Below are 24,481 nucleotides of genomic sequence, written 5' to 3' on the forward strand. Positions count from 1 at the left end.
CATGAGGCAGGATGAAGCTCCGCATGTTTCCTTCGTCGATCGGACTCCGCCCGTGTCTGAGCAACGAAAGCTTCGGCTTGCCCTGCGCGCGACCGCTCTGCTGGCCGCCGTCTCGATTCCCGGCCTCGCGTTCGCGGCACCCGGTACGCCGGCCGCCCGGCCCGGCGCCGGATCTGTCGCCGCGGCCGCAGTACCGGCCGCTGAGAAGCCGGATCCCGTCAATCCCTGGCAGTTCGACCACTGGCCGCAGCAGCAGCCGTGGCAGGAGTCGGAGTTCGCGGCCAAGCGCGTCGCCCAGCCCGGCTTCGGGGAGGCGATCGATCCGCAGAACTGGGTCAACCCGGACCACATGACCTGGGCCGACTACAAGTTGCCGCCCGGTACGGACTGGGCCGACCCGAGCAAGAAGGGCTCGGTCCGGACGTTCAAGGGCGCGCTCGTGCTGGTCGACTACTCGAACCAGCCGTTCGTGATCACCCAGCCGAAGGCGTCGACGCCGTTCGGCAACCCGAGCGCCGAGGCCAACGGCATTCCGCGCGACCAGGTCGCCGACTTCTACCGCGACTTCCTCAACAAGCCCGGCGCGCTCAACCACGGTCACACCATCCACGAGTACTGGATGGAGGATTCAGGCGGCCGGTACGGCGTCGATCTGACCTCCTTCGGCGCGTACCGGCTGCCTGGCAAGTCGTACGAGTACGGCATGGAGTTCCAGGACGGCACCGCCTGCCCCGCCGGCGACACCTGCAACAAGAACCTGCGGACCGACGCCCGCGCGGCATGGGTCGCCGACCAGGGCGCCGAAGTACCGGCCGGGTTCGACTTCGTGTACTACCTCAGCGCCGGCCAGGACGAGTCGTCCACCTGGCAGGAGTTCGGGTCGATGAAGTTCCCGACCAAGGAAGACGTCACCGACGACTTCGGCCCGCCGGACCCGTTGCTGCCGAACTGGTCACTGACCCGGTACGTCCCGTGGACCTCCTGGGCGTCCGGCTCGACGCTGTGGCCCAACGCGGGCGGCGGCTCGACGACGCAGGCCGAGAGCTCCGGGATGTCCGTCTTCGCCCACGAGCTCAGCCACATCCTCGGGATCGGCGACAACTACAACAACCCGTTCGGCGTACCGGCACGGCGTGACTACTCCGGCCCGTGGGAGATGCTCAGCCGCGGCACCTTCAACGGCCCCGGCGGTCCCCACAGCCGCTGGATGATCCCGGCCACCGGCGGCGCGTCGATGGGCGCGCAACACATGCTGCGCAACAAGATCAAGCTGCAGATGGTCGATGAGCAGAACGTACTCCGGCTGTCGCGCGAGGCCCTCGCACAGTCCGGCCTGGTGGTCGCCGACGTCACCGCCCGCGCGATCCAGCCGGGCGCGACCGACCTGTCCGGCATCAACATCGCGCTCGGCACCGGCGACCTCTCCCCCAAGTGCGACGTCAGCACCAACCCGATGTGCGACGGCGGCGGGTACAACAACTACACGATCGAGGTCGTCGACCGGGTCGGCACCGACTCGTTCACGCCCGACTCGGGCGTCCTGCTGACGAAGACCAAGAACGCCGATGCGGCGCCGTTCGAGTGGGTCATCGACGCCAACCCGCAGGACATCAACATGACCGACTACGTGCTGCCCGACGGCACCAAGGTCCCGATCACGATCGGCGACTACCGTCAGCTGTCCGACGCGCTCTTCCACGCCGGCACCAACTCGGGCAGCGAGTACGAGTACGTCGACCAGGCGAACCGGCTGCACTTCTACATCACCAACGTGCACCGCAACGCCAAGGGCGAGCTGTCCTACACGGTCGCGATCCGCTCCCTCGACGGCGCCGGCCCGCAGAAGCGCGGCGTACGGGTACTGCCGACGGTCGGCCTTCCCGGCCAGTCCGGTGTCAGCACCTGCGTCTTCCCCCTCACCAACACCGGCAAGACGGCCCCGCCGCAAGGCACCCACCCCGAGGACGTTGCGAAGTACCTCGACAACGACGTCTACCGCCTGTCCGCCAAGATCACCGGCAAGGGCTGGACCCTCTCCCTCCCGAACGCCCTCGCCACCGCCAAAACCGGCTCCACCATCAAGATCCCGGTCCAGGCCAAGGCAGCCGCCAAGGCATCGCCGGTAGCCAGCATCACCTTCACCGCCGCCTCGGAATCCGACCCGACGAAGAAGTCCACCACCACCTGCCTGGCGATCGCCAAGTAGTCGCCTACCACTGGTGGGCTCGGTCAGGCCTCGGCGAGTTTGGTGGTCGCGGTCTGGCCGGCGGTGGTGGTGCGTTGGAGGAAGTCGGAGATCAGCTCCAGGTCGGCGGCTGAGTAGTCGGCCAGGAGGTTGTCCATCTTCGTGTTCATACCCGAGTAGAGCTTGAAGACCTCGGTACTACGCTCGCGGAGCGCGCGGACCTCGACGGCGCGGCGGTCGGTGGCGTCGGGGTCGCGCTCGCGGGTGATCCAGCCGCCCTTCTGCAGGCGGTCGAGGATGCCGGTCATCGTCGCCGGGTGCAGGCCGGCCCGGCGAGCGACGGCGCTCGGGCTCATCGGGCCGTGCCTGGTGATGAGTTCGAGGCAGTCCAGGTCGACGTCCTTCAACTCCAGATGCGTGCCGACCTGATGGTTGAGCAGGCTGAGCTGGTTGCTCAGCTCGCGCAACGAGTCCTTGATCTCGGCCGCCAGCCGGCGCCGCCGCCGCGCGTCGTGGGCTGTTACCGGATTCATAAGATCTGCCCCTCGTGTTGTACGAATCTCGAACAACACCTTACGCAGTCGATCTCCCCGGTACGCCGATCAGCAAACCGAACGCGCCGATCGCGGCGACCGTGCGGGCCAGGTGCGCGAGCTGCCACCGATCCCGGACCTCAGCCCAGTCCGCCGGTGGATTCTGGACGGACCAGCCGGTCTGGTCGTGGTTGATCGGGAGGTTGACGACGAGGGTCAGCGCGAAGACGCCGAGCAGGAGCACGAGTGCGGCGATCGCCGGCGCGCGGCGGGATCGTAGTACCAGCGCGACGGTCGTGATGATTGCCGGGAGCAACGTCACGCTGGCCAGGGTGTCGAGCCGGACGAGCTCGACCTGGCGCACCTGGGTGTAGACGTGCGCGTCGAAGCGGCGCAGCGACTGCTCCAGGACGAGCACCGTCAGCAGGAAGCCGGCGAAGAGGCCGGCGAACCAGAGGTTGGCGAACTTGACGAACCTCATCAGTACGCGATGCCGACCGCGTGGCCGATCGTTTCCGGCTTGGCGAGGGCAGCGAGCATGTAATGGGCGGTGTCTTCGCGGGAGATCGACAGGCCGCGCGGAATGTTGGCATCCAGCGCCGTCCGATAGACCCCGGTGACCGGCTTGCTGACCAGCTTCGGCGGGCGCACGACGGTCCACTCGATGCCGGTCGCCGCGAGTTCCGCCTCCATCAAGGCCAGGTCGGCGTACGTCTCCTTGAGCAACCATCCGAAGAACGGATGAATGAACGCCCGGTTGAGCAAGCTGTCGCCGGGCGGAATCGGCCCGACCGGAGCCGCACTGACCCCGACGTACCGGCGTACTCCGGTCTCCCACATCGCCTGGGCGATCGCCCGCGTCGACGTCGAGGTCACCGGCCCGTCCTTCCGCCCCCGCGGCCCGATCCCCGACACCACCGCCTCAGCCCCGTCAACCGCCCCAACCAACTCAGCGGCCACCGTCACCCCCGACACCTTCACCACCTCGAGCGCCGGATGCCGCACGTCATACCGCGCCGACTCCCGCACCACCGCCACCACCTTGTGCCCCGCCTCGAGCCCCTGCTCAACCACCGCAGCCCCGATCCGCCCAGTAGCCCCGAACACCGTGATCCGCATCGCCCTCACCTCTCCATCGGTCTAATATCTAAACCGTATCATATGGCTTTCATACGATATGAGACGCGTGAGCTACTCCCCCACGACCGCGATCAGCTCGTCCCGACTCCACTGACCTCGCACGCCGACTGCACCGCCGAGATAGGCAACGACCCGGCCCACATCCCAACCATGCGCCTCATGCAACCCGGCGGCGATCCATCGCAGATACGCCGCACTGGGCGCCGCCGGCACGAGCGCCCCCGCCTCGCCATGTGTCATCGTCAGCATCGGTAGTCCGTCGCGTACCCCGACGCGGGTGATCGTTTCGTAGCGGCCGGGGCCCATCGCGTGCGCGGTCTCGACCGTCTGGGCGACTGCGCTCAGAGCCAGGGCGAAGGGGCCGCCGGGTGGGCGGCGCATCTCCTGGGCGACGACGTCGGCGAACTGGTCGGTGGTGATCAGGTACGCACGGGCGGCAACTCGCGTATCGGCGTACGGGTCGTAGAAGGCACTGCCTCCGGTCCATACCGTCGACTCGCCGGAGAAGACCAGGCCGCCGGGGATCTGGAGGCTGAGGATGGCGGCCGGCTCGCTCGGATCGCGGCAGCCGAGATAGTCGCGCGCGCCGCCGGCCGGGCGTCCGCCGGCGACGTAACAGCGGAACCGGTTCAGTGCGAGGTTGCTGCCGTAGGCGACGTACCAGACGCTGCTCAAACGTTAACTCCGTCCGTTACAGCTTGCAGTCGGTTGGAAATGAACAACAAACTTCATGTTCCGTCCACCTGAAGTTCCAGTTAGGGTGCCTCCGATGCAGTGCTGGTGCTGAACGCTCCATCCGTCCCGCCCGATGAGGAGATCCGTCATGCCAGATCTGAACCGCCGCCGGTTCATGCAGCTCGCCGGTGGCACCGCCGCGCTCGCGGCGATGTCGAGCAGTATCGAGCAGGCCGCCGCGATCCCGGCCAACCGCCGGACCGGCAGCATCGAGGATGTCGAGCACATCGTCGTCCTGATGCAGGAGAACCGTTCCTTCGACCACTACTTCGGGTCGCTGAAGGGCGTCCGCGGCTTCGGTGACCCGCGGCCCGTCACGCTGCCGAGCGGCAAGTCGGTCTTCCACCAGCAGAGCGGCGCGAAGGAGATCCTGCCGTTCCGGCCGGACGCCGACAACCTGGGACTGCAGTTCATCCAGGACCTGAACCACGACTGGGCGGGCGGCCATCGGGCGTTCAACAACGGCAAGTACGACCAGTGGATCCCGGCGAAGACATCGACCACGATGGCGTACCTGACCCGCGAGGACATCCCGTTCCACTACGCGCTGGCGGACAAGTTCACCATCTGCGACTCGTACCACTGCTCGTTCATCGGCGCCACCGACCCGAACCGGTACTACATGTGGACCGGTTACGTCGGCAACGACGGCACCGGCGGCGGCCCGGTCCTCGGCAACGACGAGCTGGGCTACGGCTGGAAGACGTACCCGGAGCGCCTCGAGCAGGCCGGCGTCTCGTGGAAGATCTACCAGGACATCGGCGACGGCCTCGACGCGGCCGGTGGCTGGGGCTGGATCGACGACCCGTACCGCGGTAACTACGGCGACAACTCGCTGCTCTACTTCAACAACTACCGCAACGCGGCGCCGGGCGACCCGCTCTACGACAAGGCCCGCACCGGTACGAACGCCAAGGCCGGCGAGAGCTTCTTCGCCCAGCTGCGTGACGACGTCCAGAAGGACCAGCTCCCGCAGATCTCCTGGATCGCCGCACCCGAGGCGTTCACCGAGCACCCGAACTGGCCCGCCAACTACGGCGCCTGGTACGTCTCGCAGATCCTCGAGGCGCTCACCTCCAACCCCGAGGTGTGGAGCAAGACCGCGCTGTTCATCACGTACGACGAGAACGACGGCTTCTTCGACCACGAGGTCCCGCCGTACCCGCCGATGTCCGCGTCGCAGGGCCTGTCGACCGTTGACGTCAAGCCCGACCTGTACGCCGGCGGCAACGGGTACGCCGCTGGTGCGTACGGACTCGGCCAGCGGGTCCCGATGCTCGTCGTCTCACCGTGGAGCACCGGCGGCTTCACCTGCTCAGAGGTCTTCGACCACACGTCGATCATCCGCTTCATGGAGCGCCGGTTCGGCGTCCACGAGCCGAACATCTCGCCCTGGCGGCGGGCGATCTGCGGCGACCTCACCTCGGCCTTCGATTTCGCCAAGACGGACAACAACCCAGGCACGTTGCCCGACACGTCGGCGTACGAGCCGCCGGACCGTGACGTCCACCCGAGCTACGTGCCGAAGCCCCCGGCGGTCGGCACCATGCCGGTGCAGGAGGCCGGCGCACGGCGTACCAGGCCGTTGCCTTATGCACCGTACGTCGACGGCGCCGCGGTTGCCGGGAAGTACCAGCTGACGCTTGCCTCTGGCAACGATGCGGGTGCCCAGTTCCTGATCACGTCCGCGAACCGGACGGACGGCCCGTGGACCTACACCACCGAGGCCGGTAAGACGATCGCCGACACCTGGAACACCGTGTACTCCGGTGGCGTCACCGACTTGACGGTGCACGGCCCGAACGGCTTCCTCCGCACATTCAAGAGCAAGCCCGACACCGGCCTGGAGGTCACCGCCCGCCACAACGGCACCACCGGCGACCTCGACTTCACCCTCACCAACTCCTCCGCCGCCGACGTCATCTTCACCCTGACCAACTCGTACGACGGCCGCCCCAAGCGCTTGAAGGTCCTCAAGGGGCGCACCTCCCAGTACAAACTCAACATCCACCACAGCAAGCAGTGGTACGACGTATCGGTCCTAGCCGACACTGAGACCGCCTTCCTGCGGCGCTTCGCAGGCTACGTAGAAACCGGCGAAGCGGGCGTCAGCGATCCCGCCATCATCACCGCATAACCCTCGTTGGACGGTCCTGCCCCGGTCCACTCCGGGGCAGGACCCTACCGGCGCCTTCCCCCACCCGTACTCGCGTCTCGTCCCACCGCCTTGAGCCCCCCAAACCCGTTGGCGGCTGGCCGTGTGGGGTGAGCGACTCGGATGGCGTTGGTGGGGCTGGCGCATCGGCCCACCCGTACTCGCGTTGCGTACGGGCGTTTTGAGCCCACCCGAACCACGCGCGACCAAGCGGGTGGAGCGAGGGACTCGTCTGGCATTGGTCGGCCGGCGCATTCCCCCATCCGTACTCGCGTTGCGTCCCACCGTCTTGAGTCCGCCCGAACCACATCCGGTCGATCGCGTGGGGTGAGCGACTCGGATGGCGTCGGTGGGGATGGCGCATCGGCCCACCCGTACTCGCGTTGCGTCCCACCGTTTTGAGCCCGCCCAAACTGATGGCTGCCGGCCGCATGGAGCTGACCGACCCGTCTGGCGTCAGTTCGGGCGACGCATCGGCCCACCTGTCCTCGCGTTGCGCACCAGCGTCTTGAGCCCACCCGAACCCGTCGGGCGGGCCAGCCGTGTGGGGTGAGCGACCCGTCTTGCATTGGTCGGGTCGGCGCATGGCCCCACCCGTACTCGCGTTGCGTCCCAGCGCCTTGAGCCCACCCGAACCCGTCTGCGGCTGGCCGTGTGGGGTGAGCGACTCGGCTGGCATTGGTCGTGCCGGCATCATGCCTCACCGGTGCCAGGCTGTCGGGTGCGTGGGTGACTGCCCCGGCTGGCGGATCCGAGATGCCGCAGTTCCGCCGCACCTGTCTTGCGAGTGATTGCGCTGCCCTGCGCTGCCCAGGACCACTACTCCGGCGTGACCCGCATGGCCGCCGGTCCGGCGCCTGAGCATCCGCCCGAGCTACGTCGGCTTCGGCCCCGGCCGAGGTTGCGTGTAGCTTCACGAGGTGGTGCGCAGGCGGGCGGTGCATGCAGCAGATGCGGGGTGAGCGCTCAGGGTGCACCTGGAGGATCGAAGGAGGCGACGCCGTTGGTATCGGCCGAGGCCGATGAGACATAGCGCCACGAGGCCAACTCGCAGGCGGGCGTGGGCAACGCCGACCGATGGGTCGCTGTGGATCGGCTGGGTCGGTGCCGTCAGCATCTGGCCGAGGCCGAGGTGGCGCGTAGAGCGCCACGAGGCTTGTGCTAGCTGGCCCGCGAGGGTGGGCAAGGCCGACCGATGGGTTGCTGTGGATCGGCGGGGTCGGTGCCGTCAGCATCTGGTCGAGGCCGAGGTGGCGCCCAGCGCCACGAGGCTGTACACGCGGGCGGCGTGGTGCAGACGAGAAGCCGCCCCTAGGTTGCAGTGCTTCGGCGGAGCAGGTGCCATCAGCATCAAGCTGAAGCCGAGGTGGCGCGTAGAGCGCCACGAGGCTTGTACTAGCTGATCCGCGAGGGTGGGCAACGCCGACCGATGGGTTGCAGTGCTTCAGCGGAGTCGGCGCCATCAGCATCAACCTGAGGCCGGGGTGGCGCGTAGAGCGCCACGAGGCTTGTGCTAGCTGGCCCGCGAGGGTGGGCAAGGCCGACCGATGGGTTGCTGTGGATCGGCGGGGTCGGTGCTGTCAGCATCTGGTCGAGGCCGAGGTGGTGCCCAGCGCCACGAGGCTGTACCCGCGGGCGGTTGTGCGGGAAGCAGCCGCGCTTGGGTTGCAGGGGTTGGCGCGTCAGCATCCAGCCTGGCCGAGGTGGCGCGTAGGGCCACGAGGCTGTACTTGGTTAGTGGGTTAGGTGGGGGGCTAGGTCGTGGCGGGAGTGGATTTCTAGTTTTCTCATGGCGTGGGAGAGGTGGTCTTCGACCGTGCTTACCGAGAGGGTGAGGGTGGCGGCTATGCGGGTGTTGCTCAGGCCTTCGGCTGCTAGGCGGGCTACCTCCAGCTCTCTTGGGGAGAGGGCGTTGCCGTAGCCTCGGCGGCCTCGTTTGGGGGTGATGGGGACGCCTGCGTTGCGGAGGGCTTCTCGGCAGCGGCGGGCGTCGGCTCTCGCGCTCATGGCTTCGTACAGGTTTGCTACGGAGATCAGGTCGGCGGGCTGGTCGTGAGCTAGGAGAAGGAGGCCGCGGGCTTCCAGGGCGATGCATTCGTCGTAGTGGCGGCCGATTGCGCGGTATTGGTCGGCGGCGGTGGTGAAGAGGTCTGCTGATTGTTCCGAGACGGCGCGGACGAAGGTAGCGGCGGCGGTTGCGGCCGGGGCGTCGCGGTCGTTCATGCCGGCGGCGAACTTCGCTACCAGGTCATGGGTGGGGGCGCAGGTCATCAGGTCGGCGGCCCAGGACCAGCCGTCCTTGCGGACTACGACGGCGATGCAGTCCTCCAACGGGACGCCGGTATGGCGGTGGAGGGCCGCGAGGGCAGCCGCATGTAGGGGCCAGGGGCCGCCGTGAGCGGTTGCAGCGACGACTGACTCGAGTAGCTGTCTGCCGCCGGCGAGGTCGCCTTGGGCTAGATGGAGACGGCCGTCGACCAGGTCCAGCTCGGCACGGACGAAGGGCAGGTTCGTTGTTTCCGAGCGAGCCCGGGCCACGCGGTCGGCGAGGCCGGTCCAGTTGCCGGCGGCGAAGTCGAGACGGGCCCGGATGGCGGCGATTGCTGTTCTGGTGAAGGGGGTTTCGGTTTCCGCGGCGCGGTCGAGCAACGCCGTACTGCGTCGGTCGTGCCCCAACCACGCCAACAGGCTCGCGACCTCGACACCTGAGGCCTCGTCGAGCTCGCCGAGTGCCAAATGAAAGCGAGCTTGATTCCGCCGTACTGCGAGTTGCGCCTCCCCCTCCGAATACTCGCCGACCAACAGCAACGCACGCTCCAACCAGCCACGCTGCTCCCCCACAGCCTCAGGACCCGCAGTCGGCACCGCCAACGCCGACAGCGCCCAAGCAGCCGACTCCGGATCAGAACCAAGCTCGCTGACCGCCGCCGCCAGCTCCCGCCGCCCAGCACAAACCGAGCCCGCCTGCTCCTGCAGCAACAACCCCAGCGCCAACCGCAACCGTCCACGACCAGCGCTAGCCACAGTGGAAGAATCCAGTACCCCCCTCATCACAGCAACAGCAGCCGAGAGCTCCCCGGTAGGCGACGCAGCCTGCCCGAGCTTGACCGCCAACCGTGCACGGTCCGCCCAAGTCAGCGCCTCACTCCCAAGCATCTCCATCAGCTGGCCAACAGCCGCAGCATGATCGCCCCGACCCGCGGCATGCTCCGCAGCGAGTTCGGAATGAATCATCCAGTCACCAAGAGACCCACCAAGCCGAGAGTGCGAGGCGATCTCAGCATGATCCGGCGGCTCGAGACCAGCCAGCGCACCGGCAGCCCGCCGATGCAGACGCCGTACTTCGTCCGGCGGGATCGTCTCGTAGATCGCCCGCCGAGCGAGCGCGTGGCGCAGGTCGTACAAGCCGGGCTTCGGTTCACCGAGCAGCCCACGCGCAAGACCGGTATCCATCGCCGACGTCAGCTGATAGCCGGAGACCTCAGCAACAACGCCCAGGATCGCCTCCGACACAGGCGCATCGAGCACCGCGGCCGCGCGGATCACCGACCGGCAGAAGTCCGGAACCTGCTGCAGCCGGATGGTCAGCGACGCCCGCAACGCAACCGGCGCCGGCTTCGAAGCCAAGGCCTGGATCAACGCATCGCCCTTGCCCAACGTCTCACCCCGAAGCAACTCCTCGACGACGAACGGCAGCCCACCAGTCCGCTTGACCAGTTCCTCGATCAATGCCAACGGCAACGACTTCACCCCGAGCACCTCGGCAGCCAGCCCTTGTACGCCGGCCGCCGACAACGGACCGACCCGTACTTCGCTCGCCCGCGCCCCCACCGGAACGCAACCAGCCAAAGCCGTGATCTCGGCCGCCTGCAAGGCATCCTCCGGACGATAAGTACCGATCAGCACGAACTCCCGCGGCAACCGCCCCGCGAGAAACCGCAACAACTGCAGCGTCCCCGGATCCGCCCACTGCAGATCCTCAACCACCAGAACCGTCGGCCCACCCCCCGACAACTGCTCCACCACCGAACTGAAGACCGCGTGCCGCGTACCGGAGCGCAGTACCGGCTCCCCCATCGCCTCGATCACCGGAGCCAACGGGACCTGCTCCTCCACCGGCCGGCACTGTCCCATCAGCCACCGAGCCGGATGGGATCCCTGTACCTCCGCGACCAACCGGCTCTTCCCGACGCCGGCCTCCCCGACCACCAACACCAGCCCCGGAACGGCACGCACCGCAGTACGCAAGGCACGGAGCTCGTGCTCCCTCCCCACCAGCTTCACGAGCTCACCGGTGCATTCGGCGTTGGGCGGCCATGGTGGCGCCGCCAGTCAGAACGACCAGCAGCGTGGCCAGGGACCAGCGGCGGAGGACCTGGACCGTGCGGTCGGACGGAGGTGGAGTGGCCGCCTTCTGCGGAGCGATGGTGATCTCCGAAGGAGTCGGCCGAATCGGCCGAGGCGTCGGCGTGGGCGTTGAAGTAGGGGTGGGCGGAGGCGGAGGCGGCAGATCAGCCACCGGGGCAGGCGTCGGAGTAGGCGTGGGTGTGGGTTTCGGAGTCGGCGTAGGCCGCACCACAGGAGGCGGAGCGGGAGGCGGCGTAGGTCTAGGCGTGGGAGTAGGCGTAGGTGTGGGAGTGGGACTCGGACTGGGCTTAGGAGTAGGCGTAGGCGTAGGCCGCGGCGTCGGAGTAGGCGATGGCAGAGGAGGCGGCGGAGGTGCGGCGTACAGACACCCAGCGGCATCAGACCCGACAGCGGCAGGCAAAGAAGCAAGCACGCTCGAAGCCCCGTCCAGCCCTACGCGATAGAGCTGACTGCGAAACCCGTACCCCGTGCGCACGGCGTACAGAACCCCACCCGACATGACCACCGAGCTGTACGAATCCCGCCCCGGAATCCCCCGCACGGTAGCGACGACCTTCACCTTCCCCCGCTCAGGATCCAGACTCACCACCCGAGCCTTCGGCCCGGACGTCGAGATCCCGTAAAGCAACCCATCCGAAGGATTCACCGCGAAGTCGTCCACCGACAACGCCGGCAGCACCGACGACAGATGCACCACCCGGACCACCGACCTGAACGACGGACTCCCCGGATCGATGTCCATCGTGTACAGCCGATGCCCGTCGCGCAGGTACAGCCGCGACCCCGCCACCGCCCCGGCAGTCGGGTCGGCGACCCCACCGACACCGACCCTCACCTGACCGAGATCGGTGACGGCGCCGCGGCGATCGACGGTCACCAGGTGCGGCCGTCGACGCAACCACCCCGACTTGTCCCGGGTCACGATCCCGTAGACCAGGTCCTGTCCTTTCGAGTACCCGGCCGCGTTGATCTGGTAGTCGAGCCGCCCGAGGTCGGTACTCCGACCAGACGGCAACTCCACCAACGCCAGCCGCGACAAAGCGGCGTACCCCGGCGTCTGGAACTGCAGCATCGAGCAATCGGCCGCAGCCTCCGACGATCCCGCTACCAGCACGGTGGTCAGGCAAGCGAGGACGAAGGCACCCACGCCCGCCGACGCACGCAGTACGGGGCGTACGCCGGCGAGCGGGGCAATCAAGGGACGGACCATCGTCATCCGCCGTGACTCAGCCTGGCCAGGGCGGAGATGAACGCGTCCGGCCCCACACTCGCGCCACCGCTGAACGGGTTCTGCAGCTGGTAGATCGCGAACAGCAGCAGCCCGATCGCGCCGGACAGCATCGACACGATGATCGCGTACGAGTACAGCCCCGGCCCGCCGAACATGAACATCAGCGCGACCGACATCACGCTGCCGACCATGATCGCGAACCAGACGACCGAGCTGACCCCGCTGCCCGCCGAGTTCAGCCGCACCTGCCTTGCCTGGTAGACGTTCCAGACCTGTGCCGCCGCGTCGACCCGGCTGTTCTCCTGCCGCTCGGTCGTCGTCTTCGCTTGCTCGACGATCGTCTGCAGGTTGGTCAGCACCGTCCACCCCTCGGCGCTGACCGGCCGGCCCGCCTGCATGTCCGGCCACTCCTGCTCGGACACGACGGTCGCGTACGAATGAGTCAGTTGCTGGACCTTGGCCCGATCCGCCGGAGCGAGCGACTCACTCGCCCACTGCACCGCGACGAGCGCGTTCGCTTCCTGGTACGTCGTGTCCTGCGCCTTGTCCGTCGCGTCGAACAACGAGATCAGCACGAACGCCGCGATCACCACGTTCACCCCACCGACGACCGTGAAGACCTGGCCGGCCACCTCGTTGTTCGCCTCGCGTCCCTCCCGTTGCCGGGCCCGGCGCAGGACGATCGCCAGCACGGCGGTCACCACCATCGTCCCGACCACCCAGAACAGACCGCTCACCAAAAGACTCATGCGTCGTCCTCACTGCGTACCGGCCACTCGTGGCTCATCGCCTCCTCGAGCAGCGCCTCGACGATCTGGCTCTCCGGGACGGTCCGGACGATCTCCCCCTTCACGAAGATCTGGCCCTTGCCGTTGCCCGACGACACCCCGAGATCTGCTTCCCGCGCCTCGCCGGGTCCGTTGACGACGCAGCCCATCACGGCCACCCGGAGCGGTACCGGGAAGCCTTCGAACGCGGCCGTCACCTGCTCGGCCAGCTTGTAGACGTCCACCTGCGCGCGACCGCAGGACGGGCAGGAGACGATCTCCAGCCGGCGCGGTCGCAAGCCGAGCGACTCGAGGATGCCGATGCCGACCTTCACCTCTTCGACCGGCGGCGCCGACAGCGAGACCCGGATCGTGTCGCCGATTCCTTCCGCCAGCAGTACGCCGAACGCCACGGCGGACTTGATCGTCCCCTGGAACAGCGGTCCTGCCTCGGTCACTCCGAGGTGCAACGGGTAGTCACATTTGCCCGCCAGCTCGCGATAGGCGGCGACCATCACCCGCGGATCGTGGTGCTTCACCGAGATCTTCAGGTCGGTGAACCCGTGCTCCTCGAACAGCGAGCACTCCCACAACGCCGACTCCACCAGCGCTGCCGGAGTAGCTTTCCCGTACTTCGCCAGCAGCCGCTGGTCCAGCGACCCCGCATTGACCCCGATCCGGATCGGCACCCCCGCCGCCGACGCCGCCTGTGCGATCTCCCGCACCTGGTCGTCGAACTTGCGGATGTTGCCCGGATTCACCCGTACCGCCGCACACCCCGCGTCGATCGCCGCGAACACGTACCCAGGCTGGAAATGAATGTCCGCCACCACCGGAATCCCCGACTTGGCAGCAATCTCCGGCAACGCATCCGCATCGTCCTGCGAAGGCACCGCCACCCGAACGATCTGACACCCCGCCGCCGTCAACTCGGCAATCTGCCGCAACGTCGCCTCGACATCGGAGGTCGGCGTCGTAGTCATCGACTGCACCGAGACGGGTGCGCCGCCGCCAACCGCAACGCTGCCAACAGCCAGCGCGCGCGAAGCGCGCCGCTGCGCGGCGGGTGGCGAGCCCGGCGCGGCGATTGCCGCGCCCGGCATGCTCGGCATGCCGAGCGTGACTACCGAGCCGGCCCGCCCGAGCGGCGCCGCCGTGACCCGCCGCGCCGCCGGATCAGCAGCGGGGTCGACGGCGGTCATGAGTTCCTCACCGTGGACGGGAGGGTGAAGTGGATTGTTTCCTGGGTGATTTCTCGTTCGACGACCTCGACCGGGCCGAACTCGCGGAGCCAGTCGATGACGCCGGCGACGAGGCGTGGTGGTGCGGAGGCGCCGGCGGTGAGTCCGATGACGCGCACCCCGGCGAGCCAGTCGACTTCGACTCCCGACGCGTCGTCGATCAGGTACGCCGGGGTGCCGTGCTTGTGCGCCAGCTCCACCAGCCGGCGCGAATTGGACGAATTGGTGGACCCGACCACCAGCACCAGGTCCGACTCCTCCGCGATCGCGGCCAGCGCCTCCTGCCGATTCGTCGTCGCATAGCAGATGTCGGCCTCCGCGGGTCCCTTGAGACCCCGGAACTTGTTGCGCAAGGCATCCAGGATCGCCGTCGTCTCGTCCACCGCCAGCGTCGTCTGGGTCAGGTAGGAGACCCGCGAAGGATCCTCCACCTCCAGCCGGGCAACGTCCTCGACCGTCTCGACCAGCACTGTCCGGTCGAGCGCCTCCCCCATCGTCCCCTCGACCTCTTCGTGCCCCGCATGACCAATCAGGATCACCGTGTCCCCACGAGCGGCGTACCGGCGTGCTTCGGCATGCACCTTCGTGACCAACGGGCAGGTCGCATCGATGACATCAAGCCCCCGACGGTCCGCCTCACTGCGGACCGCCGGGGACACTCCATGGGCCGAGAAGACGACGGTCGCGCCGTCCGGTACGGCGTCCAGCTCGTCGACGAAGACCGCGCCCCGGCTCTCCAGTTCAGCGACGACGTGGGTGTTGTGCACGATCTGCTTGCGCACGTAGACCGGATGACTGCGCCGGTCGAGCAACTGCTCGACCACTTCGATGGCCCGCTCGACACCGGCGCAGAACGAGCGCGGCGAAGCCAGCAGGATGGTGCGTGTCGTCACGATTCCCCCCTTCGAAAAGACCACGGCTGTAGGGCAAGGTCAGCGATCGCGGCGCGTGGCCAATCTGGCCAGTTGTTCCAGCTCACCGGCAGCCGGCTCGAGTGCCCGAGCCGAGGCCAGTTCGCCCAACGAGTCGGTCAGCAGAGCGTCGGCCTGGAGCTGGCTCTGCTCCCGTGCTCCGGTTGCCTCGATCAGGTCCGCCGCGCGCGCCAGCTCGTCGTCGGACAGTTCGTTCTTGCGGTGGTACAGAACCGCCAACTCCCGACCGGCCTCGGTCTCCGAGGTCAGCGCCGCGATCGCAGGCAGCGACTTCTTCCGCCGGCGCAGATCCGAATGCACCGGCTTGCCCGTGACCTTGGGGTCCCCCCAGATCCCCAACAGGTCATCGACGTACTGATACGCGAGCCCGAGATCCTCTCCGTACAACCGCAGGTGATCGACCTGCTCCGTCCGACCGCCACCGAAGAGCGCGCCGAGGGCCGTCGAACACCCGAGCAGCGCACCCGTCTTGAGCTGAGCCATCCGCACGCACTCCGACAGCACCACGTCATCGCGAGTCTCGAAGTGCGAGTCCGACAGCTGCCCATCGACCAGCTCCTGAACCGCAGCACCCAGCATCCGGGCCGCTTCGTCCGCACGCGAGTTGCCGCTGTCCACCAGTACGTCGAACGCCAGGCTGAGCAACGCGTCACCAGCGAGGATCGCCGGCCCGAGCCCGAACACCGACCAGGCCGTCGCCCGGTGCCGCCGGGTCAGGTCGCAGTCCATCACATCGTCGTGCAGCAGTGAGAAGTTGTGGACCAGCTCGACCGCTACCGCAGCTGGAACCGCAGCTTCCGCAGTACCGCCAACGGCCTGAGAAGCCAGGAGTACCAGCGCGGGGCGGAGTGCCTTGCCGCCGTCAGCGTTGGCTGGAGCTCCCTCCTCGTCCTCCCAGCCGAAGTGGTAGTTGGTGATCCGCTGAGTTGCCAGCGGCATGCTTCCGACCGCGGCGCGAAGTGCGGGCTCGACCTGATCGCGGCTCCAGGCCAGGAGTTGCTGGGCAGACCGGCCGGCACCCGCGGCTTGGCTCGCGTGCTGGAGAGTGGACATGACATGCTCCTCATCCACCGAGTTCGACGTTTTCCAGAACGCCGAGCGCGTCCGGGACGAGCACAGCCACCGAGTAGTAGGTGCTGACCAGGTACGAGCTGATGGCCTTCTCGCTGATCCCCATGAAGCGGGCGTTCAGGCCGGGCTCGACCTCGTCGGGCAGCCCGGTCTGCCGCAGGCCGATGACACCTTCGTCGTCGAGCCCGGTGCGCAGAACCAGTACCGAGGTGGTGTTCGTGCTGGAGATCGGGATCTTGTTGCAGGGCAGCAGCGGTACGCCGCGCCACGCCTGCGCCCGCTTGCCGTCGACCTCGACGGTCTCGGGCATGACGTGCCGTTTCGTGCACTCGCGATCGAACGCCGCGATCGCCCGCGGATGAGCCAGCAGCAGTCGCGGCTTCCGTCGCCGGGTGAGCAGCTCGTCGAAGTCGTCGGGCGTCGGCGGACCGGTCCGGGTGTAGATGCACTGCTGGAAGTCGGCGTTGTGCAGCAGGCCGAAGTCGCGGTTGTTGATCAGCTCGGACTCCTGCCGCTCCCGCAACGCCTCGATGGTCAGCCGAAGCTGCTGCTCGGTCTGGTTCATCGGGTTGTTGTAGAGGTCCGCGACCCTCGTCTGCACCCGCAGGATCGTCTGCGCGACGGAGAGTTCGTACTCCCGCGGAGCTGGGTCGTAGTCCACGAACGTGCCGGGCAGATCGTCCTCGCCGGCGTGCCCGGAGGCAAGCTCGATCGCGGCCTCACCGTTCTTGTTCTGTGCCCGCTTCGGCCGCTGCCGGACTTCGTCGAGATGCTGCCGGAGCGACTCGGACTGCTCGACCAGGTTGTTGAAGTCGTTGCGATGAAGCTTCAGTACCGTGCACTGGGTCAACGCCTTCGCGGTGTACTCCCAGAGATTCTCCGGCGGCTCGGTCAGCAGCCCCTCACCGAGATAGTCGCCGTCGGCAACGGTTCCGAGGTCGGTACCGTCGCCGTACTCACCGATCCCGACCTTGCCGACCTTGCCGTGGGCAATCAGTACGACGTCGTCCACCCGGCTGCCGAACTCCGCGATCACATCGCCCGGCTGATACTCGACCTGGTAGAACCGGCCCGCCAGCGCGGTCAGCACATCCTCGTCGGCGAAGTCCCGCAGCGGCGGCAACTCGGTGAGCTCGGCCGGGATCACCCGGATGTCGGCACCGGTGGCCGAGAAGCTCAGCCGTCCGTCGCCGACCGCGAAGCTGGTCCGGCGGTTGACCCGGTAGGCGCCGCCCTGCGTCTCCACCCAGGGCAGCATCTTGAGCAGCCACCGGGGCGAGATGCCCTGCATCTGCGGCGCCGACTTGGTGGTGGTCGCCAGTTGCCTGGCGGCCTCGGTCCCAAGACTCAGCTGCGGCTTGTCCTGATCGATCGCCGTCACGAGACACCGTCCATTCTGCTCGCACCAACGAGGTGCCGTGGTCTGGGGAGTCGAGCCGCGGAGGTACCGAAACCGGTGGCACCGCCGAGAAGCCGGAGTTTCTTGACCGGTTCGCCGGCCCTGGCCAGCAGCGTCGGCTCCTGGTAGCGATCGACGCCGGCATGCCAGACGAGAATTCCGGACATCCAGTTCTGCAGCTCCTCGGCGTACCCGAGCAGCGTGCGCTGGACCTTCTCGTCCAGCCCGAAGTCGGTGAACAGCGTCGGCAGATCGACCGCCACCAGCTGCTCGAACTGCTGCATCCTGGCCGTCATCAGGTCGTTGACCAGGCCGAGCGCCTTGTCCCGGTCGCAGCCGAGGAAGTTCTGCACGACCATGACTGCGTTGTGGAACTCGCCCTCGAACTGGATCTCCTTCTGGTACGAGAAGACGTCGTTCAGCAGGCAGGCGTAATCGGCGGCGGCGTTCTCCATCGCCCGGATCGGCCGGGACCGGTAGATCTCCGGCGGTACCGTCCGCCCGTGACCGATCCGGCACAGGCTCATGGTGAGATCCGAGCCGAAGGTCCGGCGGCGCATCTCGATGTAGTCGACCGGGTCCGGGATCCGGTTCTGGGCCTGGTTCGCCAGCTCCCACAGCCAGCTCTGGGTCATCGTGTCGACGGCTGCCTTGAAGTCCCGCCGATGATCGACAGTCATCGGGCCGGCCGTCCGGACCCAGAGATCGGCGAGGCTCCGTTCCAGCGGTGTCACCGGAGCCGTCGCGGCCGCGCCTTCGATCGGCATCAGGTCGGACAATCGTTTGGTCGTCGCCTTCGCGCCGGCCAGATCGCGGGTCCGCCCGAAGACGATCGGGTAGTAGTCGTCGGCGTACGTCCCCCAGGCCAGCCAGTCCGAGGAAAGGTTCAGCGCCTCCGCCGACGCGTCAGGATGGATTCCCGCCGCGCACAACGGGAGGTCGTTCGCCTCGAGGTAGTCGGCGTCCCAGACGGCGCCGTCGAGCAGGCCCATCTCCGCAGCCCACTCGCGGAGATGGGCCCTCGACTCGTCCAGGTGCGGGCTGCGCTTGGCGGAGTACGGCATATAGAAGCCCGGTAGCGGCGTCGGCCCCACCGGCTGAAACGGGGTGAAGGTGTGGCTTCTGATCCGGTACGGCGCGGTCGCAACGAGCGACTGAAGGATGCGTGCGGCTGACGTGCCAATTCCCGTCGGACCGCCTAGTGCTGCCTTGCCGCCGTTGTTCATGTACCGACTGGATCGCAGATGCCATTCATGACCGCCGGACTGCCAGTCCTGCAGGCCTTTCACGTAGTTCAGTACGTCGAGTTGGCCCTGCGGACCAACTAGGTTCTCGGCCAGCAGCGGCGGGATCTCCGCCACCGCGGTGTTCTCGAACTGGTGCAGCCGCGAGGTGAGGATGTCGTTGACGACCTCGGCCGCCTCTTGCGGACTGCAGCCGAGGAAGCGCTCCACGACGAGGACGCCGTTGTTGACCTCGCCCTCCGTCTCCACCTCGCGCTGGTAGGAGAAGAGGTCGTTGCGCAGATGGACCGCGTCGGAGAACGTGTCGCTGAGCACCTGCATCGCCCGGGTCCCGGCGATCTCGACCGGTACTTCGGCATTGCTGGCGTACTCGACCAGGTTGGCCGACCACGGCGCCCCGCCGACCTTGCGACGCATCTCGACGTACTCGATCGGGTTGGCGACGCGGCCGGCGCTGATGTTGGTGAGTTCCCAGAGCGACTCGGCCAGCAGGGCTTCCGTAGTACCGATGAATCGTTGCCGCCAGCCCGGTGACATCGACGGGACCGTGCGGTTCCACAGGTCGACCAGCCCGCGTTCCACGGGGTTCTCCGGGGTCTGCGTGATCGGGCCCTCCACCGGCATGAACAACGGCAGCCGGTCGAGATAGGCCTTCGCGCCGGCCATGTCCTGGGTCTTCTTGTAGAGCTCGAGGAAGTGGTCGTCGAAGTAGAAGACCCAGACGTACCAGTCCGTCACCAGGTCCAGCGCCGGACCGGTCGCGTCGGGATGGGTGTACGCGCACAGCAACGCGTAGTCGTGCGAGTCGAAGTCGCGCTCGTCCCAGATCGCCTTGCCTGCTTGCGGAACGTCGATCATGTCGAACTCGTAGGCCCAGGCCTTGCTGTGCGCCCGGGCTCCCTCCAGGTGTGGATTGATCCTGGCCGGGTAGGGCACATAGAAGTCGGGCAGCTGGTAGGGCTGCGCCATGGTTCAGCCTTCCCGGCCGATCTCGACGCCCTCGAGGATGCCGAGCGCGTCGGGGACCAGAACGGCCGTGGAGTAGTAGGCGCTGACCAGGTAGTTGATGATCGCCTTCTCGGTGATGTTCATGAAGCGCACGGACAGCCCCGGCTCGTACTCGTCCGGCAGACCGGTCTGGTGCAGGCCGATGACGCCTTGGCTGTCCTCCCCCGTGCGCATCAACATGATCGAGCTGGTCCTGGTGTCGCTGATCCCGAGCTTGTTGCACGGGAAGATCGGTACGCCGCGCCAGGCGGGCAGCCGGTGACCGCCGACGTCGATGCTGTCCGGGTAGATGCCGGCCTTGGTGCACTCCCGGCCGAACGCGGCGATCGAGCGTGGGTGCGCCAGGAAGAAGGCCGGCTCCTTCCAGACCAGGCTGAGCAGCTCGTCCAGGTCGCCCGGCGTCGGCGGGCCGCTGCGGGTCGGGATCCGCATGCTCAGGTCCGCGTTGTGCAGCAGGCCGAAGTCGCGGTTGTTGATCATCTCGTGCTCTTGCCGCTCACGCAGCGCCTCGATGGTCAGCCGCAACTGCTGCTCGGTCTGGTCCATCGGATGGTTGTAGAGATCCGCGACCCGGGTGTGCACCCGCAGGACGGTCTGGGCGACGCTCAGCTCGTACTCGCGCGGAGTCGTCTCGTAGTCGACGTACGTACCGGGCAGGTCGGCCTCGCCCGCGTGGCCGGCCGCCATCTCGATCGCCGCCTCACCGAACTCGTTCTTGGCGCGCTCGGGGCTGTTGCGGAACTGCTCGATGTGCTGGCGCAGGCTGTCGGCCTGGCCGACGAGTTCCTCGAAGGCGTCCTGCGTGAGGGTGAGCAGCGTGCACGGGGTGATCGCCTTGATGGTGAATTCCCAGAAGTCGTCCGACTCCAGGATCGCTCGGTAGGTGAAGTGGTCGCCATCGATCAGCGTCTCCAGCACCGCTTCGTCGCCGTACTGGCCGACGCCGATCTTGTTCACCTTGCCGTGCGCGATCAGGCAGATCTGGTCGGCCGGGCGGCCGCGCTCGACGATCACGTCGCCGGGCTGGAACTCCTGCTGCACAAAGCGATCCGCGAGCGCGGACAGTACCTCGACGTCGTCGTAGCTGCGCAGTAGCGCGAGCTCGCACAGCTCCTGCGGGATCACCCGGACCTCGGCGCCGTTGGTCGTGAAGGTGACCCGGCCGTCGCCGACGGCGTAGCTGAGCCGCCGGTTCACCCGGTAGGCACCACCCTTGGCCTCGACCCAGGGCAGCAGCTTCAGCAGCCAACGCGAGGTGATGCCCTGCATCTGCGGCTCGGACTTGGTCGTCGTCGCCAGGTTGCGCGCTGCCGCGGTCCCCAGGCTCAGCTGGGACTTCTGCCCATTGGCATTGACGTCCGACGAGGCCGGCTCGGTCAAAGTCACACTACCCACCACCATTCGTTCGCGGTTCGTTGTGGCCCGGTTTTCGGGCAGGGGAAACCTGCCGGCGGGTGGACCGGCGCAGGCTCGGGCACAGGTGCGCACAACGCACCCGTTCGATGGATTGTTGGATTCAGCTCAGCGCCGAAAGAACTCGGCGCTGCGTCGGCTCGGCCGACAGCCCACCAAGGAGCTCCAGTCGGACCACAGACTGCCGGCGCCCAGTTCGCCCTGTGTCCCCACCGTCTCGACCGCTACGTGACAAACGGTAACCGAGCCCTCACCGCACCCGTCAAGATGAGCACACCTGCAAGTTTTTCCAAACCTTCCAAAACCCCGAAACAATCGCCTCCACACCCCGAGGAAACATCGTTTCCCCCCGATCCGCTTGCCTGAAGCAACCGCCCCCGATGCCATCGGCAACCTCTCGCCATGAACGGTTATGGAATCGATACCACCATTTGTCCTGACATCAAACAAACGCTCCACTTGCCCCGGCCCGCAAGTGGTGGGCTCGGACAGCTAGATGATCGGGGTGGCCTCGGTGGCGGTGTCGGTGGGTGGGGTGGCGGTGGACTCGTCGACGGTGATGCGGGTGGTCCAGCGGGCGTCGGGGTCGGGTTGCGGGATGGAGTCGAGCAGGAGGCGGGTGTAGGGGTGGGTCGGGGTGTGCATGACCTCGGTGACCGGGCCGCGCTCGACGATCTCGCCCTTGTTGATGACCATCACCTGGCCGCCCAGGTAGTACACGGTGGAGAGGTCGTGGGTGATGAACAGCGTCGTCATGCCGTGGGCGCGCTGGAAGTCGAGCAGGATGTCCAGGAACATCTTGCGGATCTGGGCGTCGAGCATGGAGACCGGCTCGTCGGCGATCACGAAGGCCGGGCGGAGCATGTGGATGCGGGCCAGCATGATCCGTTGCCGCTGACCGCCGGAGAGCTGGTGCGGGTAGCGGCCCAGCACCCGGTCGGGGTCGAGGCTGACCGCACGGAGCGACTCCTCGATCAGGGCGAGGCCGGCTTCGCGGGTCGTGGCGAGGGAGAACTTCTTCACCGCTTTCCAGAGCACCCGGTCGACCCGGTAGAACGGGTTGAAGATCGAGTACGGATCCTGGAACACGGGTTGCACGTTGCGGCGGTAGTCGTCGTACTCGCTGCGGCTGAGCTTGAAGATGTCCTTGCCGCCGTACGTGATCGTGCCGTCGGTCGGCCTCTGCAGGCCGAGGATGTTGCGGGCGATCGTGCTCTTCCCGCTGCCGCTCTGGCCGACCAGGCTGACCACCTGCGGCGGGTGCGCGTCGAGCCGGAAGCTCGCGTCCGCGACCGCGGTCAGGTAGCCGTCCGGCGTACCGCGCGCATGGAACCGCTGCTGTACGCCGCGCAGCTCGATCACCTTGTCGGTCGTCATGACGCCCTCCGTCCGAGCCGCGGGATCGACTCGATCAGCTGCCGGGTGTACTCGTGCTGCGGGTCCTTGAAGACCTGGTGGACGCCGCCGACCTCGACCAGCCGGCCTTCGTACATCACCGCGACCCGGTCGACCAGCTGGGCGTGGACTCCCATGTCGTGCGAGATCACCATCAGCGTCACGCCGAAGTCGCGGCGCAGGTCGGCGAGGCTCTGCAGGATCACCCGCTGGATCGTCACGTCCAGCGCGGTGGTCGGTTCGTCGGCGATCACCAGGTCGGGTTCGAGGGCGACGCAGATCGCCATCAGCACGCGCTGCTTCATTCCGCCGGACAGTTCGTGCGGGTACATCCGGGCGACCCGTGGCTCCAGCCCGACCTGCTCGAGCAGGCGGCCGATCAGCTCGGTGAGTCCTTCCTTGCGGCCGGGCGCGTGCTCGAGGATGACGTCCTTGAACTGGTCCTCGACGCGCATGACCGGGTTGAGCGAGCTCTGCGAGCCCTGTGGCAGATAGGAGAGCGCGCTCCAGCGCAGTACCCGGAGCTCCTCGCCTTCGACCTTCATCAGGTCGACCGGCGAGCCGCCCTTGCGGTGGAAGATCGCCGAGCCGGCCGTCACCTTGCCCGGTGGTTTGAGCAGTCGCAGCAGGGCGACCGCAAGGGTCGACTTGCCGCTGCCGGACTCCCCCGCGATCCCGAGGATCTCGCCGCGCCGGACCGACAGGTCGAGGTCCTGCACGGCCTTCACGTCGCCGCGGTTGGTCGAGTAGACGACCTCGAGGCCTTTCACCTCCAGTACGGTCTCCTCACTCACCGGCCACTCCTCTCAGCCGTGGGTTGTAGACCTCTTCGAGGCCGATGTTGATCATGTTCAGCGCCGCGAACAGCAGCGTCAGCAAGACGATCGGCACCACGAACATCGGCCAGGCGCCGAGCGTCAGCGCGCCGGTGTTGATCGCGTTGAAGATGATCTGGCCGAGATCGATCACGCCGCCGGGCCCGAGCCCGATCACCTCCAGCCCGACCAGCCCGAAGATCGCGCCGAGCGCCGACGAGGCGAAGCCGACCCCGATGAACGGGAGCAGGTTCGGCAGCAGCTCGGTGCCGATGATCTCGAGATCTCTCGCCTTGCTGACCCGGGCCAGATCGACGTACGGACGAGAACGCAGGCTCAGCACCTGGGAGCGGATGGTCTTGGCCGCGAACGGCCAGGAGAAGATCGAGATCATCACCCCGACCTGGAACAGACTCACGTTCTTCGCGTACGCCGAGAGCGCGATCAGCAGCGGGAACGTCGGGATCACCAGCAGGATCCCGGTGAACGTCGAGAGAATGTTGTCGATCCAGCCACCCTTGTAGCCGGCCACGAACGCCACGATCACCCCGACGACCGTCGAGATCACCCCGGCGATCGCGCCGATCTGCAGCGACACCGACAACGCCTTCATCACCATCGCCAGCACGTCCCGGCCGAACTGGTCGGTCCCGAGAACGTGCTCCCCCGATGGCACCAGCCACTTCTCGTAGGCCGCCACCTCGACCGGGTCCTTGCCGCCACCGATCGCGTTCACGATCAGCGGGCTCAGGATCGCCAGCAACGCCATCGCGGCGATGATCACCAGGCCGATCGCCAGCCGCCGGCTGTTGCGGACGGTTCGCAGTACCGCGTGCAGGATTCTCATCT

18 protein-coding genes are annotated in these 24,481 nt (G+C 67.4%); 2 read left to right on the forward strand and 16 right to left on the reverse strand.

The window, feature by feature from the left end; all coding sequences use genetic code 11:
• Positions 1-52 precede the first annotated feature (52 nt).
• On the forward strand, positions 53-2,206 hold the full coding sequence (locus ABD768_RS29450) for a M6 family metalloprotease domain-containing protein (RefSeq protein ID WP_344846066.1): 2,154 nt from the start codon (positions 53-55) through the stop codon (positions 2,204-2,206).
• Positions 2,207-2,229: 23 nt separating this feature from the next.
• Here the strand turns inward: ABD768_RS29450 and ABD768_RS29455 are convergent, their stop codons facing one another.
• The 4 genes from ABD768_RS29455 to ABD768_RS29470 all read right to left on the reverse strand — a co-directional run bounded on the left by ABD768_RS29455 (position 2,230) and on the right by ABD768_RS29470 (position 4,533).
• Positions 2,230-2,718, reverse strand: a complete 489-nt coding sequence (locus tag ABD768_RS29455; protein WP_343965620.1) for a MarR family winged helix-turn-helix transcriptional regulator — start codon at positions 2,716-2,718, stop codon at positions 2,230-2,232.
• Between the two features lie 40 nt (positions 2,719-2,758).
• Positions 2,759-3,199, reverse strand: coding sequence for an anthrone oxygenase family protein (locus tag ABD768_RS29460; RefSeq protein WP_344846069.1), 441 nt, complete (start codon positions 3,197-3,199; stop codon positions 2,759-2,761).
• Complete coding sequence (locus ABD768_RS29465; RefSeq protein ID WP_344846072.1) at positions 3,199-3,837, reverse strand: NAD(P)-dependent oxidoreductase; 639 nt, start codon at positions 3,835-3,837, stop codon at positions 3,199-3,201. The genes ABD768_RS29460 and ABD768_RS29465 overlap by 1 nt, the downstream gene beginning before the upstream one ends.
• A gap of 72 nt (positions 3,838-3,909) precedes the next feature.
• Positions 3,910-4,533: a histone deacetylase gene (locus ABD768_RS29470; RefSeq protein WP_344846075.1), complete on the reverse strand. Its 624-nt coding sequence runs from the start codon at positions 4,531-4,533 to the stop codon at positions 3,910-3,912.
• Positions 4,534-4,681: 148 nt separating this feature from the next.
• On the opposite strand from ABD768_RS29470, the gene ABD768_RS29475 reads away from it, so the two are divergent.
• Positions 4,682-6,730, forward strand: a complete 2,049-nt coding sequence (locus ABD768_RS29475) for a phosphocholine-specific phospholipase C (RefSeq protein ID WP_344846078.1) — start codon at positions 4,682-4,684, stop codon at positions 6,728-6,730.
• A gap of 1,752 nt (positions 6,731-8,482) precedes the next feature.
• Here ABD768_RS29475 and ABD768_RS29480 read toward each other — a convergent pair.
• From ABD768_RS29480 to ABD768_RS29535, 12 genes are all read right to left on the reverse strand, one after another.
• Positions 8,483-11,032 carry an ATP-binding protein gene (locus tag ABD768_RS29480; RefSeq protein ID WP_344846081.1) on the reverse strand — a complete coding sequence of 850 codons (2,550 nt, stop codon included), beginning with the start codon at positions 11,030-11,032 and terminating at the stop codon, positions 8,483-8,485.
• A 4-nt stretch (positions 11,033-11,036) separates the two neighbouring features.
• Positions 11,037-12,332: a DUF6923 family protein gene (locus tag ABD768_RS29485; RefSeq protein ID WP_344846083.1), complete on the reverse strand. Its 1,296-nt coding sequence runs from the start codon at positions 12,330-12,332 to the stop codon at positions 11,037-11,039.
• Positions 12,329-13,096 (reverse strand): bestrophin-like domain, encoded by a 768-nt coding sequence (locus ABD768_RS29490; protein ID WP_344846085.1) that lies wholly within the window; start codon positions 13,094-13,096, stop codon positions 12,329-12,331. The genes ABD768_RS29485 and ABD768_RS29490 overlap by 4 nt, the downstream gene beginning before the upstream one ends.
• On the reverse strand, positions 13,093-14,226 hold the full coding sequence (ispG, locus tag ABD768_RS29495) for a flavodoxin-dependent (E)-4-hydroxy-3-methylbut-2-enyl-diphosphate synthase (RefSeq protein WP_425558460.1): 1,134 nt from the start codon (positions 14,224-14,226) through the stop codon (positions 13,093-13,095). Before ispG ends, ABD768_RS29490 begins: the two co-directional genes overlap by 4 nt.
• Positions 14,227-14,312: 86 nt before the next feature.
• The gene (gene ispH / locus ABD768_RS29500) at positions 14,313-15,248 is read right to left on the reverse strand and encodes a 4-hydroxy-3-methylbut-2-enyl diphosphate reductase (protein ID WP_344846087.1); all 936 of its coding nucleotides are present in this window, start codon (positions 15,246-15,248) and stop codon (positions 14,313-14,315) included.
• A 39-nt stretch (positions 15,249-15,287) separates the two neighbouring features.
• Entirely contained in the window at positions 15,288-16,340 is a 1,053-nt protein-coding gene (locus ABD768_RS29505; RefSeq protein ID WP_344846089.1) for a family 2 encapsulin nanocompartment cargo protein polyprenyl transferase, read from the reverse strand.
• A 10-nt stretch (positions 16,341-16,350) separates the two neighbouring features.
• Positions 16,351-17,739: a family 2B encapsulin nanocompartment shell protein gene (locus ABD768_RS29510; RefSeq protein ID WP_344846091.1), complete on the reverse strand. Its 1,389-nt coding sequence runs from the start codon at positions 17,737-17,739 to the stop codon at positions 16,351-16,353.
• Positions 17,736-19,970 (reverse strand): terpene synthase family protein, encoded by a 2,235-nt coding sequence (locus ABD768_RS29515; protein ID WP_344846093.1) that lies wholly within the window; start codon positions 19,968-19,970, stop codon positions 17,736-17,738. Before ABD768_RS29515 ends, ABD768_RS29510 begins: the two co-directional genes overlap by 4 nt.
• 3 nt (positions 19,971-19,973) lie before the next feature.
• Positions 19,974-21,395, reverse strand: a complete 1,422-nt coding sequence (locus tag ABD768_RS29520; protein ID WP_344846096.1) for a family 2B encapsulin nanocompartment shell protein — start codon at positions 21,393-21,395, stop codon at positions 19,974-19,976.
• Between the two features lie 519 nt (positions 21,396-21,914).
• Complete coding sequence (locus ABD768_RS29525) at positions 21,915-22,799, reverse strand: ABC transporter ATP-binding protein (protein ID WP_344846099.1); 885 nt, start codon at positions 22,797-22,799, stop codon at positions 21,915-21,917.
• Positions 22,796-23,611 carry an ABC transporter ATP-binding protein gene (locus tag ABD768_RS29530; protein ID WP_343965650.1) on the reverse strand — a complete coding sequence of 272 codons (816 nt, stop codon included), beginning with the start codon at positions 23,609-23,611 and terminating at the stop codon, positions 22,796-22,798. Before ABD768_RS29530 ends, ABD768_RS29525 begins: the two co-directional genes overlap by 4 nt.
• Entirely contained in the window at positions 23,604-24,479 is an 876-nt protein-coding gene (locus ABD768_RS29535; protein WP_344846103.1) for an ABC transporter permease, read from the reverse strand. The genes ABD768_RS29530 and ABD768_RS29535 overlap by 8 nt, the downstream gene beginning before the upstream one ends.
• Positions 24,480-24,481: the final 2 nt, after the last annotated feature.

Origin of the sequence: Kribbella ginsengisoli (assembly GCF_039537185.1) — a bacterium.
Taxonomy (GTDB): Bacteria; Actinomycetota; Actinomycetes; order Propionibacteriales; family Kribbellaceae; genus Kribbella; species Kribbella koreensis.

Coding starts and splice junctions, on each gene's coding strand:
- ABD768_RS29535 (WP_344846103.1), bottom strand. CDS start 24,479: ATGAGAATCCTGCACGCGGTACTGCGAACCGTCCGCAACAGCCGGCGG.
- ABD768_RS29485 (WP_344846083.1), bottom strand. CDS start 12,332: ATGACGATGGTCCGTCCCTTGATTGCCCCGCTCGCCGGCGTACGCCCC.
- ABD768_RS29465 (WP_344846072.1), bottom strand. CDS start 3,837: ATGCGGATCACGGTGTTCGGGGCTACTGGGCGGATCGGGGCTGCGGTG.
- ABD768_RS29505 (WP_344846089.1), bottom strand. CDS start 16,340: ATGTCCACTCTCCAGCACGCGAGCCAAGCCGCGGGTGCCGGCCGGTCT.
- ABD768_RS29475 (WP_344846078.1), top strand. CDS start 4,682: ATGCCAGATCTGAACCGCCGCCGGTTCATGCAGCTCGCCGGTGGCACC.
- ABD768_RS29455 (WP_343965620.1), bottom strand. CDS start 2,718: ATGAATCCGGTAACAGCCCACGACGCGCGGCGGCGGCGCCGGCTGGCG.
- ABD768_RS29515 (WP_344846093.1), bottom strand. CDS start 19,970: ATGGCGCAGCCCTACCAGCTGCCCGACTTCTATGTGCCCTACCCGGCC.
- ABD768_RS29490 (WP_344846085.1), bottom strand. CDS start 13,096: ATGAGTCTTTTGGTGAGCGGTCTGTTCTGGGTGGTCGGGACGATGGTG.
- ispG (WP_425558460.1), bottom strand. CDS start 14,226: ATGCCGAGCATGCCGGGCGCGGCAATCGCCGCGCCGGGCTCGCCACCC.
- ABD768_RS29525 (WP_344846099.1), bottom strand. CDS start 22,799: ATGACGACCGACAAGGTGATCGAGCTGCGCGGCGTACAGCAGCGGTTC.
- ABD768_RS29460 (WP_344846069.1), bottom strand. CDS start 3,199: ATGAGGTTCGTCAAGTTCGCCAACCTCTGGTTCGCCGGCCTCTTCGCC.